Annotated in this window: 14 protein-coding genes and 1 pseudogene; 10 read left to right on the top strand and 5 right to left on the bottom strand. The window is 67.8% G+C overall.

All coding sequences use genetic code 11. The features are described from left to right. Positions 1–1,100: 1,100 nt before the first annotated feature. Positions 1,101–1,238 (top strand): annotated as a pseudogene (locus ACFT7S_RS37390) (SigE family RNA polymerase sigma factor); the annotation flags it as partial. Here the strand turns inward: ACFT7S_RS37390 and ACFT7S_RS37385 are convergent. After that, a complete protein-coding gene (locus tag ACFT7S_RS37385; protein WP_382740621.1) occupies positions 1,233–1,394 on the bottom strand; it encodes a hypothetical protein in 162 nt (53 codons plus the stop codon). The pseudogene ACFT7S_RS37390 and the gene ACFT7S_RS37385 sit on opposite strands and share 6 nt — an antisense overlap. A gap of 236 nt (positions 1,395–1,630) precedes the next feature. Here ACFT7S_RS37385 and ACFT7S_RS37380 point away from each other — a divergent pair, with 236 nt between their 5' ends. Beyond that, positions 1,631–2,440, top strand: coding sequence for a tyrosine-type recombinase/integrase (locus tag ACFT7S_RS37380; RefSeq protein WP_382740619.1), 810 nt, complete (start codon positions 1,631–1,633; stop codon positions 2,438–2,440). Positions 2,441–2,485: 45 nt separating this feature from the next. Here the strand turns inward: ACFT7S_RS37380 and tpg are convergent, their stop codons facing one another. Together tpg and tap are read right to left on the bottom strand one after the other, a co-directional pair. Beyond that, entirely contained in the window at positions 2,486–3,043 is a 558-nt protein-coding gene (gene tpg, locus ACFT7S_RS37375) for a telomere-protecting terminal protein Tpg (protein ID WP_382740616.1), read from the bottom strand. Positions 3,044–3,047: 4 nt separating this feature from the next. Continuing rightward, positions 3,048–5,168, bottom strand: a complete 2,121-nt coding sequence (tap, locus tag ACFT7S_RS37370) for a telomere-associated protein Tap (RefSeq protein ID WP_382740613.1) — start codon at positions 5,166–5,168, stop codon at positions 3,048–3,050. 160 nt (positions 5,169–5,328) lie between these two features. On the opposite strand from tap, the gene ACFT7S_RS37365 reads away from it, so the two are divergent. From ACFT7S_RS37365 to ACFT7S_RS37355, 3 genes are all read left to right on the top strand, one after another. After that, positions 5,329–5,886, top strand: a complete 558-nt coding sequence (locus tag ACFT7S_RS37365; RefSeq protein ID WP_382740610.1) for a zeta toxin family protein — start codon at positions 5,329–5,331, stop codon at positions 5,884–5,886. 87 nt (positions 5,887–5,973) lie between these two features. Then, the gene (locus tag ACFT7S_RS37360) at positions 5,974–6,285 is read left to right on the top strand and encodes a transposase family protein (RefSeq protein ID WP_382740607.1); all 312 of its coding nucleotides are present in this window, start codon (positions 5,974–5,976) and stop codon (positions 6,283–6,285) included. 157 nt (positions 6,286–6,442) lie between these two features. Further along, a complete protein-coding gene (locus tag ACFT7S_RS37355; RefSeq protein WP_382740604.1) occupies positions 6,443–6,820 on the top strand; it encodes an FKBP-type peptidyl-prolyl cis-trans isomerase in 378 nt (125 codons plus the stop codon). A gap of 799 nt (positions 6,821–7,619) precedes the next feature. Here ACFT7S_RS37355 and ACFT7S_RS37350 read toward each other — a convergent pair. Both ACFT7S_RS37350 and ACFT7S_RS37345 read right to left on the bottom strand, forming a co-directional pair. Next, on the bottom strand, positions 7,620–8,045 hold the full coding sequence (locus ACFT7S_RS37350; RefSeq protein WP_382740603.1) for a DUF4267 domain-containing protein: 426 nt from the start codon (positions 8,043–8,045) through the stop codon (positions 7,620–7,622). A 325-nt stretch (positions 8,046–8,370) separates the two neighbouring features. Further along, a complete protein-coding gene (locus ACFT7S_RS37345; RefSeq protein WP_382740600.1) occupies positions 8,371–8,817 on the bottom strand; it encodes an anthrone oxygenase family protein in 447 nt (148 codons plus the stop codon). Between the two features lie 90 nt (positions 8,818–8,907). Here ACFT7S_RS37345 and ACFT7S_RS37340 point away from each other — a divergent pair, with 90 nt between their 5' ends. From ACFT7S_RS37340 to ACFT7S_RS37320, 5 genes are all read left to right on the top strand, one after another. Next, positions 8,908–9,486 (top strand): TetR/AcrR family transcriptional regulator, encoded by a 579-nt coding sequence (locus tag ACFT7S_RS37340; protein ID WP_382740597.1) that lies wholly within the window; start codon positions 8,908–8,910, stop codon positions 9,484–9,486. A gap of 550 nt (positions 9,487–10,036) precedes the next feature. After that, complete coding sequence (locus tag ACFT7S_RS37335; protein ID WP_382740594.1) at positions 10,037–10,816, top strand: hypothetical protein; 780 nt, start codon at positions 10,037–10,039, stop codon at positions 10,814–10,816. 317 nt (positions 10,817–11,133) lie between these two features. Then, a complete protein-coding gene (locus tag ACFT7S_RS37330) occupies positions 11,134–12,111 on the top strand; it encodes a hypothetical protein (RefSeq protein ID WP_382740591.1) in 978 nt (325 codons plus the stop codon). Between the two features lie 482 nt (positions 12,112–12,593). After that, positions 12,594–13,760, top strand: a complete 1,167-nt coding sequence (locus ACFT7S_RS37325) for an alanine--tRNA ligase-related protein (RefSeq protein ID WP_382740588.1) — start codon at positions 12,594–12,596, stop codon at positions 13,758–13,760. Between the two features lie 228 nt (positions 13,761–13,988). Next, positions 13,989–14,390 carry a hypothetical protein gene (locus ACFT7S_RS37320; protein ID WP_382740586.1) on the top strand — a complete coding sequence of 134 codons (402 nt, stop codon included), beginning with the start codon at positions 13,989–13,991 and terminating at the stop codon, positions 14,388–14,390. The last annotated feature ends 126 nt before the right edge of the window (positions 14,391–14,516 follow it).

Below are 14,516 nucleotides of genomic sequence, written 5' to 3'. Positions count from 1 at the left end.
ACCCCGCGTCGGGCTCTCACCATGTCCACGGCCGACACGGCCTCAAACAAACTCGCTCAGCCGCCCAGCAACCCCAACTGAAACGGCGAGGTTAACACGGTGGCGATCGCGGACCGCCTCCGTGAACTGCACGAGCTCGGCGAGGATCGCGAACTTGCCCAGTTCCCTGCGTCTGACGAGGTGTTCCTCGTTCTTCTACACACGGCCCGAAGGGCATCTGAGCTGAAGCAGCCAAACAACGTGGCTGTCAACGTGGTGGGCGAGGCCGCGGTGCTCAGGGCGAAGCTCTGGAAGTACTTGCGTGAGCAGGCTGACGCCGGCCAGCTTAAGGCGATCGAGCATGGCCGCGCCGCTGGGGTCCCGTGGCACCACTTCAACGAGGCGCTGTGCGTGACGTCGAAACAGGGCGCTTACCAGAAGGCTCGCCGCTTGAAGGCGGAAGTGGTCCGGGAGCCGCACGAACGCCGCTCGCCTGAGGTCGCACGCAAGCACGAGGACCGTGCTTTGGCGGAGGAGCGAGCCGAACGAACACGCGTGATCGCCCAGGATCAGCGCTTCCCACTCGCGCTACGCATCGGGCGACTGCTCGTCGAGAACAAGGACGACTTCGTGGTGGCCTCCATGTCTGAGTACTGTCTCAGCGAGATCACCCACACGATCGACCATCGCGAGACCCCCCTGGAGCGAGCCAACTTCAGCACGTTCATCGAGAACTTCGTACGCGAGATTCACCAGCTCGCCCGGGACCTCAACCAGCCCGCCACCACCACCGAGGGGGCCCGTCGGTGGTGGTGCTCGCTACTGAGTTCACCTACCAGGCGCGCCCCACGATCCCCGAGCAGGCCCGGCGTTCCCAAAATGGGAACCCGCAGCCCCGTTCACGCCGCCGAACCCGCCGCGGACGACCCGCTCAGTGATCGCAGGCATTCCGTCACTCTGCAGAGCCCATTTCGTCGCTTCCCCCACATGTGGGTAGGGGCCGCTGCGCGGCCGCCGACCCTATGCGTCAGGCGGCCGACATGGCTGATCGAAATCCTTCTCGCCGCAAGGCAACCGGACCGGGGGGCCACCTGGTTGACCAGGAGTGAAGGACACAGGTACTGCACAGGCACGATGGCGGGGGCACGGCCGGCGCGAGAGGCAACAACCGCAGTGCCCCGGACTTCGAAGAGTTCGTCGAGGCGGGCGGGCCGCGTCTGCTGCGCGTGGCCTGGCTGCTGACCACGGACGCCTTACTGCACCCCATTGCGCAATTTCTGATAGCCGGAACTACCAACATCGTCCATGTGACAGTCGCCCAGGTCGGCCACGGCAACCACGGCGCCCTTCACCACGGTGTGCCCGGCGGGCAGGGCGCGGGTGACGACCGGGGCGTTCAGAGCGGCCTGGTCCACAGTGGATCCGGCGTGGATCAAAAGTGTGCCTCGCCAGCTGGTGCTTATATGAACAGCTCGCTGCGTGTTGTCCTTGACGTCTTCCTCCTTGGAGTGGGCAGCACCGAATGCCCGTCGTGGACATCTGGTGTGGTCGTGTCATCGACGCAGCGCGGGGAGCTATGCGAGTGCAGCGGGTGCGGGTTCCGGAGTCGGATCGGGTGTCGTACACCGTCATTGCCCCCGGGGGTTTGCCCGTGGAGGCGGCGGACCTGTATCTGGGCCATCTCACCGCGACGGGGCGCTCGCCGTACACCGCGGAGGCGTACGCGCATAACCTGCGGGACTTCTTCGAATGGACCGGTCAGCGGGATGCTGATTTCCGGCGTCTGGGCTTGGAGGACCTCACGGAACTCCTCGCCTGGCTTCAGCGATCGCGTCCGGCGCGTCGGCCCGGCGTGTACCAGCTGCCAGGCATGCCGCCTGCGGTCGGCAACACCACGCTCGTACGCAAGCGGGCCGCACTCGCCGGGCTGTACCGGTTCCACGCCCGCCGGGACGAGACCGTGCCGGCCCTGCTCGGAAAGCTGACGGGGCCCCGGCCGATGGGCCGGTATGTGCCGATGCTGGTGCACACCCGGCGCCACGGGCCGGGGCCGGATGCCTACAGCCCGATCCGCATCGCCACAGCGTCCAAGGTGCCGGCCACCGTGACGGCCGGGGAGACCCGGCGTCTGGTCGACGCCTGCGCCAGCCTTCGGGACCGGTTCATGCTCGTGCTGCTGTCGGAGACGGGGCTGCGGATCGGGGAGGCGCTCGGGCTGCGGCACGAGGACCTGCGGCTGCGGGCCGGGGAGGTGCGTGTCGTTCCCCGGGAGAGCAACGTCAACGGCGCCCGCGTGAAGGGGCTCAAGCCCCGCACGGTCCCGGACAGGGGCTGCTCAATCGCGGCCAGTGCGGCCAGTGCGGCCCGCAGGGTCACCCCGTCGGCTTCCCCGGGGGTTCCCAGCGCCGGGCTCCCGGACGCGACGGCTGGGCGCGTGGAGCGCATTCAACCTGCCAACTGAATCACTCAGTCACAGGAATTGATGCTTGCCATAAATGGCTCCGAATTAGTAGTCGAGATCCAGGTAGTCAATGTCATTGATGGCCACGTCCGAGAGTCCCATGGCGCGGCCACCACCGTCCTGGAAATAGACGTCCTTAAACCCTTCGGCGATGATCCCGCGCATCTCCTGGTCGCCGGCTCCGGCGTCGCGGGCGTCGAACAGGCGCTGCGCGTACGCCGGGGGGAGGTGCACGGTGAGTCGCCGGAACCGTCCGTCGTCGGTTGTGCCGACCGCTGCGGAGTACCCGAACCGGGCCCGTGTTTCTACCGTGATGCCGGTCGCGGCGGCGGCCTGCTTCTGCCGGCGCTTGCGTACCTGCGGCTGCCAGCGGGCCCGCACCGAGTCGTCGATCTTTGCGGCGACGTCGGCGCGGGCGTGCTTGCGGGCGCCGCGCCGGTAGCGGTTTACGGAGTCGGCGGTGACCCCGAGCTCCTGCGCGACGGCCTTCGCGCTGCCCATCTGCTTGAGCAGATAACCGATCTGACCCTTGAGCGTCTTCGGCGGCTCCCGGGTGAACGATTCCCGGCCGGCCCGCTCAATGGCGTCCTCGATCTCCCCCACGGCCTTACTCCCCTTCGTCCAGGACGGCGTCGCCGCCCTTGATATGGCGGGCCGGGTTGAGGCCCTTCTCCATCAGGTCGACCGCCCACAGCGTCGACTGAACGCCCTCCAGCTTCGCCAGGCCCGGCGTGGGCCCGAGGCGGAACCCGCCGGGCTGCGGCTTGCCGGACGCCGCGTACGGGAGGAAGTCGAGCGGGCTCTCTCCCGGCGAGGGGTAGACGACGCAGTCGGACAGCACGGCGAGCGGGAACAGGCCCGTCATCTTGACCATGTTGTTGAGCTTGCGGTGCATGTTGACCCGGGCCTTGCTGATGACGGCGGCGCGGATGTCGGGGCGCCACGTGGGCCGCTGAAGGGCCGGCCACGTCTCGCCCTCCTTGTAGGACTTGCCCTGCGGGCGCTCGCGGAGCTTGCCGACGCCGCCCTTCACCGTGGCCTTGATGGCGGCGAGCACGGCAGCCAGGGCCGGGTCGATCTGCTTGTGCTTCTCCATCGCGGCGAGGAACTGGCGGTCGTCCAGGTCCTTGGTGACGCCGAGGTCGGCGAGGGTGTCGACGTACGCCGTCTTGAGCCGGTCGTGCCACGGGTCCAGGTACGCGCCGGTCTCCCGGCGCAGGTACGCCTCGATCGGGTGCACGTCGTGCCCGAGCTCCTGGGCGTAGGCGACGGTGTGCGTCTGGTACCAGGCCGGGCCCGTGGGGCGGGTGCCGTCCGGAGTGAACGGCGAGGGCAGGCGCGGGTCCAGCTCGATGTGGGAAAGGTCGACCAGCCAGCTCCCGGGGATCTTCGGGTTGAACTTCGGGGCGTTGAAGTGGTCGGGCGCGGACAAGCCGACGACCAGCCGGGCCGCGGCGGCGAGGAACGCCGTGTTGAGGTCCAGGCCGACCGCGAAGGGCAGCGTGCACTCCTCATCGCTGAGCGAGTCCACCGACCGCACCCACTGATACGCCTCCTCGTTGAGGAACCCGCCGGTCCAGCCGGAGTTCACGACGACGGGGTGCTCCGGGGTGGCCTCCGGCGGCGCCGGGTCCATCGGCTCCGTCCCCAGCGAGCCCGCGTTGTAGCCGGACACCCAGTTCCCGGTCTGCGGGTCCTGCACGGCCTTCGTCGGCGGGCGCATCGCCGTCATCAGCTCCAGCCCGGACACCGCCGTGGAGCCGCGCGGGGTGATGACACGCTGGGCGTACACCCCGAGGACGCGGGCGACGTCGGCCGGCTCCATGTCCGCGACGCCCGGCCAGGACCGCTCATCGAGGGCGTCCCACGACAGGATCGCCAGCTGCACGCACTGCCGCTCACGGCCCTGCGCCTTGCGGTAGATCCGTGCCCACGGGCCGAACCCACGCTGCGTGAGCTGCCACTTCGCCTTCGTGACCTGCTTGACCACCGGGTGGTCCTCCGGCAGGCGCAGGGAGCGGCGCTGCTCGTGGCCCTCCAGGCGCTCCGGCAGCCCGAGCTTCACGGCGGCCGCCGCCGTGAGCACGATCAGCGGGTCGCTGTCCTTGCCGTACCGGTTTAGCTTCGCGGCACCGAGGCCGGACTCCTTGAGCGTCCACTCCACCAGCTCCGGCACCGTGGTGGCCGGGCAGTCGAGCACGATGCCGTCGACGCCGTACGCGGAGCCGTCGCCGTCCAGGACCGCGAGCGGGCCGTGCGGAAACCGCGGGTCGGCCGCCGGCTTCGCGGCCTTCTTCGCGGCCGGGCGGCGCGACGTCGCCGGGAGCGATGCCGAACGATCCGGGGCGCTCTGGACGGCGGGAGCCTGCGGCACAGGCCTCTCCTCCGGCTCGGGCACGGTGGCCGGGCCGGTGAACGTCTTCGGGACCGGCTCCGGAACAGGGGCCGAGACGGGGGCGGCAGCGGTGACGGGGCTGTGGGCAGGAAACCTCGCCGCCCACCCGTTCAGCAGCCGCTGGTACGCCTCCAGGCGCGGCGGCTTCGGCTCGCTGCGGCCGTTCTCCCAGTTCTTCACGGTCTGGGTCGTCGACTTCAGGGCCTGCGCGAGGCGGGCCTGGGTGATGCCGGCGGCCTCACGTAGCCGGGCGCGCTCGGCCGGGGGCGGGAGCTGCGGCTCCTCCTCCAGCAGGGCGTCGATGTTCGCGAACAGCTCTTCCTCGGATGCCATATCTCTACCTCCATGCCGGACACTACCAGATTTTTTTAGCCCTGTGTTTTACTCGAACATTTAACCCTCCCGGAATTGTGTTAACGTATCGTCAGTTGATCGTTCTACGCATGAACACCCGTACGGATGGGCTTAGTTGGGAGAGTGCGTCATCTCGGCAGTGCTGAGCGAGGAAGAGCACCAGGACGCGCTGCACCGGCTGATCCTCCCGGCAGCGACGAGCATCGCCGTGACACAGGACCAGCCGGGCGTCGTCATCGTCGGCGGCCCTCCGGGAGCCGGGAAAACGCAGGTCGCAGATCTGGTCCAGGCGGCCCTGGACCGCCGGGGCGGCGCCGTAAGGATCGGCCGGGACCTCTACAAACCCGCCCACCGCCAGTACGCCGCGCTCCTGGACGCCGACGTCCGTACCGCCGGCGCGGCGGTCCGCCCCGACACGAGCCGTTGGCAGGCGGCAGTTGAGGAACACGTCCGAGCGCATGGGTTCGACGCGGTGGTCGAGTCCGCCCTCGCCGACGAGGAAGAGTTCCGCGCGGTGTCGGCGGCCTACCGGCGGTCCGGTCACCGGATCGAGGTGGTGGCGGTCGCGACCGCGCAAGCGCTGGCCCAGCTGGGGGTCCTTGGCTTTGTCGGCGAGTTACGGGTTCTGGCACAGATCTTGGGGAGCCGTTGCGGAGCGTTACCCCGGCGTTCGATTGCGAGGGACTGGCTCGTGTGAGGCGGCGTACGCCTTGTCGTTTGACAGTCGGAAGTGACGCTCCCTCTGGTCTCTGCTGGCCGCTGCTGCGGCCGGTTGTGAGCGGTGATGGTGCTGGTCATGCAGACCGGTGCACCGTTCTGGGACTCGCTGGTGTTCGAGGGGATCGACGATGTGGACGTCGAGGCGGTTACGGCTGCGTTCGGCACGGTCGAGGTGGTGGCGAGAGGCCGCGCGGCCCGGGCGGCGTGTCCGGGCTGCGGGCGCTTCTCGGACCGAGTCCACGACCGTTATCAGCGCAGGCTGAAGGACCTTCCGTGCAGTGGGCCACGCGCCACCAGGCGCAGCCCAGGGGGCATACCCGCGGACGCGGGGAGCAGGGCCTCGCCATCATCGAGTACGGGCGCAGCGTACCGATGACGTAGCACGCCCAGTCACGCTGAGCATCGTGCTCCGTTGGGCTTGATGCGCTCCAGGAGATCAGCGTTCACGGCAGCATGATGATCTACTGCATAGAGTGACCATGCGCCTGGCTGGTCTGTATGAGGGCTTCCGGCGGCGAGCGAATGAGGCTGCAATGAGTGAACTGACGAAGCCCGAGATCGACCTTCCGGAGGACGCTCCCACCGAGCTGACAATCCGCGACCTCGTCGTCGGGGACGGGCTTGAGGCGAAGCCGGGCAGGGTTGTCCAGGTTCACTACGTCGGGGTCACCTTCGAGTCCGGAAAGGAATTCGACACCTCCTGGGACCGGGGCCAGACGTTCAAGTTCGCCGTGGGCGGTGGCAAGGTCATCAAGGGCTGGGACCGCGGGGTCAGAGGGATGAAGGTCGGCGGCCGGCGCGAGATCATCGTTCCCCCGCGCCTCGGCTACGGCAACCAGTCACCCTCGCCATTGATCCCGGCGGGCTCGACACTCGTCTTCGTGGTGGACCTGCTCTCCGTCGCAGTCTGAGGCCTTCTGCTACCCGGCCTCTCCGCCCGGAACCAAGGTCCTGAAGCTCTGGGTCGCCGTCGGCGATCCAGACAACGACTATCCGAACTGCGTCCTAACCAGCCCGGCGAGCTGACCCGGCTGCCGCGCGGCCGGGTGACCTGCACATGGTCCGGCATCGCAAAAGCGGTTCGCCCGTCGCCGACCTCGTCATGCGACTGCAAGAAGCAGCCTCAAGGACCGAGCCTGACTACGTAGTGACCGCCGAGGACGGGCAGGCATACGACCCACCGTTCGGAGAGCACTCGGAGCCGCGCCACGGGGGCTGGCGCTGAACGAAACGAACCCTGCTCGCCGGTCACACCGACATCGGTACCAGCTGGCCACTGACACCGAGTCGGGCAGACTCTCCGATGGCCAAGAGCACGTCCCTGCGCTCAATGTTCGGTGAGAAAGCTCAACCTTCGCTGCGAGAGGTCAGTGAGACGTTGATCGATAGGTGGCGGAATTGATCTGCAGTTGGCGAGTCACGCTCCGATCACTGTGAGTTGCAGTCGTGTCCGGAGATCCGAGCTCTACGGGGCCCTGTGCTGCTGTGCTGGTGCGGTGACGCACGGAGGCAGACACGGAGGGCCGGATCGACTGGAGTGTGGTGAGTGTAACGGGCCAAACTCGGCGACGAGTTCAGCAACCACATCGGGCGTCAGCCCCGTGATCCGCTGGCTTCGGATGATTGCTGCACGTGCCCGGTTCCCCACCACACAGACCATGATCAACGATCAAGGTCCCCACGCGCCAGCGCTAACCATGCACGAGCTCGTTAGGCAGGCTGCGGGGCGGGCGTTGCCGGAGCGGCCGCGACCTTGCGGGTCTCGCGCATTATCAGCAGGCCGTTGACCACCATCAGCGTCGCGGTCAGGCCGTGGACGCCGAGCGCGGTGGCCACGGAGCCGTGGTGGGCCAGCACGGTGGTCATGTCGCCGTATGCGGCGAGGGCCTCCACCAACAACACCCAGCCCAGCGCCCGGCGGTGACCCGTCACCAGCAGGATGCCCAGGACCAGGGCCAGGACGACGTCGCGGATTCCCTTGATGATCAGGAAGCCGTCGCCGTCGCCGGACGGCCAGCTCGGCAGGCCGAAGCTTGGCGCCGTCGTCTCCGGGCTCAGGATGAACTCCGCCCCGAACCAGAGGATGAAGAGGATGAAGGCGGCGGCCAGGACGGTGTTGATCTTCTTCAGCGACATTGTTCTTCTCCTTGCGAGTCTTCGTCGGCTTGGTGAGCTTCGTGGAGCTTTCTGAGTCGTATGGGGCCTGATCAGGCCGCGCGGACGCGGCTGATCGATGGGCGTAGTTTGTCGGGATCGCAGTTGTGGGATCTGTGCGGCAGCTGCATTCCCGGATGTCGGGATTTCGGTGGCCGACTGCCGCCCGGGGAGTGGGGATTGTGCGCCACCGGCGCGTCGTCGGCCCGCGGGGTCAGTAATCCGAAGCCCTGTTGGGCTCACCCCGGCGGGGCGAAAGCCGTCGATATGACGGGGCGAATCAGTGCATGTCGGGGCGGCTTTGGTGTCAGGTGAGGGCGGCGACCAGCAGGGCGAAGGCGGCGATGATGACGGCGACGCGGACGTAGTGGAAGCGTTCCCAGCGGTTCATCTGCTGCTTCCAGTCGGCGGGCCGGTTGTCAGGGGTCCACGTCTTGTTCCGGTTGTTGATCGGGACGAGCAGCAGAATCGACATGATCACGCTGAGCATCAGCAGCGCGCCGGCGGTGACGACGAGGCCGGTGCCGTGGTGGTGCCATCCGGCGATGGCCCAGACCGCGACGAGGGCGAGCGAGGTGATGTACCAGACCGGCATCACGGCGCCGAGCATCCGGCCCCCGTGGGCATGGCCGAGTTGGCCGCTGTCCTCGGGGAGTGCGTTGAGGATCGGGTTGATGACGAAGGCGACGGAGAACTCCACCCCCACCATCACGCCGACGATCACGGTGGTGACGACCTCGAGTGCGTTGAGCATGACGACCCTCTTCGAATCTAGTGTTGCTAGGTGATGAGGCAACGCTAGTACTGCTGCCGCTTGATTGTCTAGCGGTGCTAGGATCGAATCATGTCGGTACAGGAACGCAAGCAGCGCGAACGGGCGGAGCGCGAACGCCTCATCGTGGCGACAGCCCGCGAACTCGCCGAGGAGAGCGGCTGGGACACGGTCACCACCCGCCGGCTCGCCGAGCGCATCGAATACAGCCAGCCCGTCCTCTACAGCCACTTCCGCGGCAAACGCGAGATCATCGGCGCCGTCGCCCTGGAGGGCGCCGCCGAGCTAGCCGCGGCGGTGCGCGCCGCGACCGCCGCCGCAGACGGCCCGCGCGAGCGGGTGTACGCCCTCGCCCGCGCCTACCTCGACTTCGCCGCACGCAACCCGGCGGTCTACGACGCCATCTTCCAGCTCGACGGCGGTCTCCCGTACGCACAGGAGGACACCCCGGAACCTCTCAAGGACGCTTTCGCCGCGCTGCTGGAGTGCCTCGGCGAGGTCGCCGGGGACGGCGTCGAACCAGGCCTGTTCACCGAGGTGTTCTGGGCATCCCTGCACGGGGTGGCGACCCTGACCCGGTCGGGACGGCTGCCGCCGCAGGACACCGAGCCGAGGGTGGAGCTGCTGGTGGACCGGCTCGCCATGGTCTGACGCACCGTCCCGGCGGGCACGCGGCCGAGGTCCTCGGGCCCCGCTGCCTGCGTGCGGTAGCGCTTTGGGTCACTCGCGCCCGCACGGCGCGGCCCCAGATCGCCGGGCCCCGTATCCCAGACGGGCACCCGCCCCGGAATCTGCGATGCGCGTTACTTGGCCAGGCTGGCCAACCAGGACGCTCAGTCACACGTCGTTGTGACTGAGCGGGATAGTTGGCCAATGAGCGCGATAGTTGGCCACTCTGGCGCTCAGTTTTTTGCGCGGAGGCAGGACAGGGACCCGGCGCGGTGAATGTACCGATTTCTGGTGCACCTGTTCCGCTGCGGAGGCAGGAATGCGGAAGGCTGATCACCGGACCTCCGTGAAGCCATCGGGTCCGCCCTCCCCGGAACCGGGCCAGGGCGATGCCGTGGTGATCAAATCGTTGCCGCACCGCGTACAACCGCGTACAGCCCTCACCTGTCCCACAGTCAGCCGCGAGGACGGACCTCCGGCCGGTGCGCCTACGCGCCCGGTCCAGGCTGCAGGGGAAAGGACGGGCTCGAAGATGGGGCAGACGTTGTGGAGAGCGGTGGTGGCCGGTGGAGCGGCGGTCGTGTTCACAGGGGTGGCGGCGGTGCCGGCCGGGGCGGCGGAGGGCGGGGTCTCCTTCACCCGGGTCGCGGTGAACGGCGGGAAGCCGATCGTGATCGGGGTCAAGGAGGAGGTCGTGGTGCATGCGGTCTTCCGGATGACAACCAGGCTCAAATACGACTTCGGGCCGACGGTGTACCCCTACCGGGGGAGGCTCGACACGGGGGAAACGCTGCACAGCGCCATCGGGGGCAGCGACTGCGAGGTCGTGGACAGGGTGAACGGAATCTGCGACTTCGAGGAATGGCTGTACATCGACCCGCGGGATCTTGACTTCGGGAACGAGGACGCCGGTACCTGGGGAACTGCTGCTCGGGTGTTTCTCGCCGGTGACGCCTGGGACACTGACGACGAGGACCTCCCGTTGCAGGTCAAGCGGGCCACACGCGTCACTGTCAACGCCTCGCCGGAGCCGGTCGTCACAGGGAAGACGATCACCGTGACCGGGCTGGTCACACGGGCGAACTGGGACACCCACACCTACCAGGGGTACGCGGGCCGCACGGTGAGCCTGCAGTTCAAGGCGGCGGGCGCCTCCTCGTACACGACCATCAAGAAGGCGACGTCAAGTAGTACGGGTGCGCTCAAGACCACGGTGAAGGCCACCGGGCCGGGAACGTGGCGGTGGACGTACTACGGGAACTCCACCAGCGGGGCGAAGTCGTCGACCGGGGATTACGTCGCCCTGCGGTAGGCGACGTGTGCGGACCGACCTCCCCTCGCAGAAGCGTCATCATCCGGACCGGCCGGACCGGGCACTTCAGTACCTCGTCGACATGTGGCCGACCCCGCAGGAGTCAGAACTCCTTGCGCTCAAGCAAGGTCCGAACCCCTGGGCTGGCTGACCTAACGCCGCTCTGAAGTCCGCTCCCCTGCGAGCGATGTGCGCGGCGTAGAACCCTGAGCGCGCTAGCTGGCACCTGAGCGTTGTAGTTGGCCCGGACAAACCCTGCTCGGCGTGCACACCGCCCCAGATATCGATTGGTCTGACCTGGGCGTTAGCCTCAGCGGATGATTCCTGCGACGCCGCCGAAGGTCATCACGCGCCACGTCGATGGGCGGATCTATGCCTACGTCGTGGACTCCGGTGCATGCGGGAGGCTGGAGCCCACCGCGGTGTTCCAACCGCGGTCTGGCGACGAGGTCGTGGAGTCGGTGGTCCGGCACGATCTGGCGCGGGTCGTGTACACGACGCTGAACGGCGTCGTCTGCCTGACGCGCGGCGGCGACCTGATGTGGGCTTCGGACTTCGAGCCGCACTCTGACGTACGCCATGGCCACCGGCCTGGCTGTGCGCTGTCTCTGGACGGTCGGACGGTGTGGATCTACCGGCCGGATGCGATGGCGAGACGCAGGGGCGGAGACCAGTGGGTCGTGCACGACGCCGATAGCGGTGTGGTTCTCGCCCGCCGAGAGCTGGAGACGGTCGGGCACGGCGCCGGCCACCACGTGCATCCCTTGGACGGCAGCGTCTACCTCGACATCGGTGAGGGCCAGGACGGATCCGTCATTCTCCGGGGTACAGCCGGGGTGGACAGCGAGCCGGAGTTCGTGACGTACCCGTGGTCGGACCGTTGCCTGATCGACCTGGCGCCGTCCGGGCATCAGTTCATGACCGTCGACCACGAGCAGGCGGACGTCGCTTTTCACGACCACCCCAACGGGGACGTGCTCTTCACTCTCCCCGTAGATGCCTTCGGCTACGACCCGGAGGAGTCCTTCGTGGAATGGAGCGGCGGCTACCTGACCGAGGACACGGCCGTCGTCACCCTGGGCGGTGAGAGCCAGGACGGGGAGGAGTGGTTCCGCTACCACCTGGTCGACGTACGCACAGGCACGCTCAGCGGCGAATTCACCGTCGAGGTGAGCAACCCGTACGAGCTGGTGCCCCTGGGCGACGGTTCCTGGCTCACCGACGGCCCTGGCGGCCATCCCGTCCGTTGGTCCCGAGCTCCGCAGCCGTCTGCACCGCCGCATCCGGCAGGTTGAAGGGCGGTCAACGCCCTGGGACCGGCAGGCGATGCCGACAGGCGAACCTTCCTGCAGTGTGGAAGTGAGCATTCAGTTGGCGAGACCGGCCAACTATGGTGCTCAGTCACACGACCTGTGACTGAGCACTCCAGTTGGCACCTGAGCCCTTCAGTCGGCACCTCTGATGCCTCTCAGAAGCGGTGAGACGCCCCGACCGCTCTCACCTGCAGGACAGCCGTGTGGAGTCGGGACGTTCTGGCGGCAAATTCGGGTGCCTCGGTGGGCAGGGCCACGTTAGGGTCACCGCATGAACGTCACCGGCCCAAGCACCACCGCGACCGCGCGAGCGACCAGCTCGCCGGTTGCCGCCGCCTGACTTTCCCCTCCCCCGGCGACCGGAAACGGTCCGTCGGTAGTGCCGTGGCGCCCCTGCCACCGGCCGGACGACTGAACGGTCCGTTCTCCGGTGCCTCCCCCGCTATAACGCGAAGGAGCACCCCATGAATACAGAACAGCTGGTCAGCACGTTCGTCGAGTACTTCGAAGAGCGCGGCCATCACCGGATCGTCGGCTCGACGCTGCTGCCACCTCCCGGCGACTCCGTGCTCTTCACCACCTCCGGCATGCACCCGCTCACCCCGTACCTGGAAGGCCGCCCCCATCCGCTGGGCAGGCGGCTGGTCAACGTGCAGCGCTGTCTGCGCACCACGGACCTGGAGGAGGTCGGCGACGCCACTCACCTGACGGTTTTCGAGATGCTCGGCACCTGGTCGCTGGGCGACTACGAAGGCCCACTCAGCCTCGACTGGGGGTACGGCTTGCTTACCGAGGGACTGGGTATCGATCCCGGCCTGCTGCATGCCACCGTGTACGCCGGTGACAGCCAGACCGGGCCGGACACCGCTTCCCTTCAGCTGTGGCAGGACCGCGGCGTCCCCGTTGAACTGACCGTAGAGGACAACTGGTGGTCCAACGGACCTGTCGGACCGTGCGGTCCTGACTCGGAGATCTTCCTGTGGAACGGTGACTGCCCACCCCAGTCGACACCCACCCGCGACGACCGCTGGGTGGAGGTGTGGAACCACGTGATGATGACCCACCGCCGACTCGACGATGGTTCCCTGGTGTCTCTTCCTCAACGCAACGTCGACACCGGACTCGGCCTGGAGCGGCTGGCCTCGCTGCTCCAAGGCAAGTCGTCCGTGTTCGAATGCGACGTCTTCGCCCCCTGGCGCCGCCTCGTGCCGACCCTGTGGCCCCTGGATGAACCGTCGCTGCGTCTGGTCTGCGACCACCTGCGCTCGGCCATCGCCGTGCTCGGCGACGGCGTGCGGCCGGCCAGCACCGGACGGGGCTACGTGCTGCGCCGCCTGGTACGACGAGTGCTCACCGTGCTCTGGCGGGACGATCCCTCGCGTGGTGTCGAAGACCTGCCGAAAGAACTGGCCCAGCACACCCTGGACCACTTCCGGCAGGACATGCGCCCCGGCGACGTGCTCCGGATGTTGCTCGAGGAGGAGCGCCGGTTCAGTCGGCTCCTGGAGCAAGGCCGGCAGGTACTCGCCCGACCTCGGTTCCAAGGCCCGCTGACCGAGGAGGACTTCCACTACCTCCACGACACCCATGGTCTGCCACGCGACCTGGTCACGAGCCTGAGGCAAGAGTGAAGACGCGGGTGCGAACGGGCTCGAGAAAACAGGCAGCCCTGCCACTGGGGCCTGTGGACGGCGACGCGCTTCGCGAGCTGAACACTTCAGCTGACGCCTCCCGCCGGCCGGAAGGCGATAGCGGGTCCAAGCGAGTTCTTGATCGGCTCCCAGGGATATGGGGCATTCACAACGGGCCGCTATAGCCGAGATGGCGGTGAAACGGCCCGGTGGGCCAGTCATGGAGCGATGCTCGTCAAGGGACAGTGCACCATCTGCGGACCTGAGCTGGAAAACGGCCTGCCGTCGACGTCGCGGTTCCGGCGACTGGCCCAGGACAACACCCTCGTGGACGGACCTTCGCTGACGGGCTACTACACGTCGTGTCCCGCGATGGACCGCGAGGGCACCACGGTGTTCTGGCGCGACGGCCAACTCCTCGCCGTCGACGCGGACCTGGCTTCGCACGAGTTGTTCGCGATGGACGACGGCCAGAACGTGATGGGCCGCACGCTGCTGTTGGGTGACGGCCGCGTCGTCGTGTCCTTGGACAGTGAGGTGCTCGCCTTCCACAGCTCGCTGAGCCCCTTGGCTGAGGGCCCCTGGCCGTGCGGGGATGCGAATCTTCGGGGGAACCCTGTGATGAGCTGACGCCGCCCGGCGTGTTGAGCAGCGGACGGACAGGCCCCCGTTGACGGGCAGCCGCGACTCCAGAAGTACACGGGTCTGCGAGGCCTGAGCACATACTTGGCCAGCCGGGCCAACTACAGCGCTCAG

This window comes from Streptomyces sp. NPDC057136, assembly GCF_042670885.1.
Taxonomy (GTDB): domain Bacteria; phylum Actinomycetota; class Actinomycetes; order Streptomycetales; family Streptomycetaceae; genus Streptomyces.
This window is presented reverse-complemented; position numbering and strand designations above follow the sequence as displayed.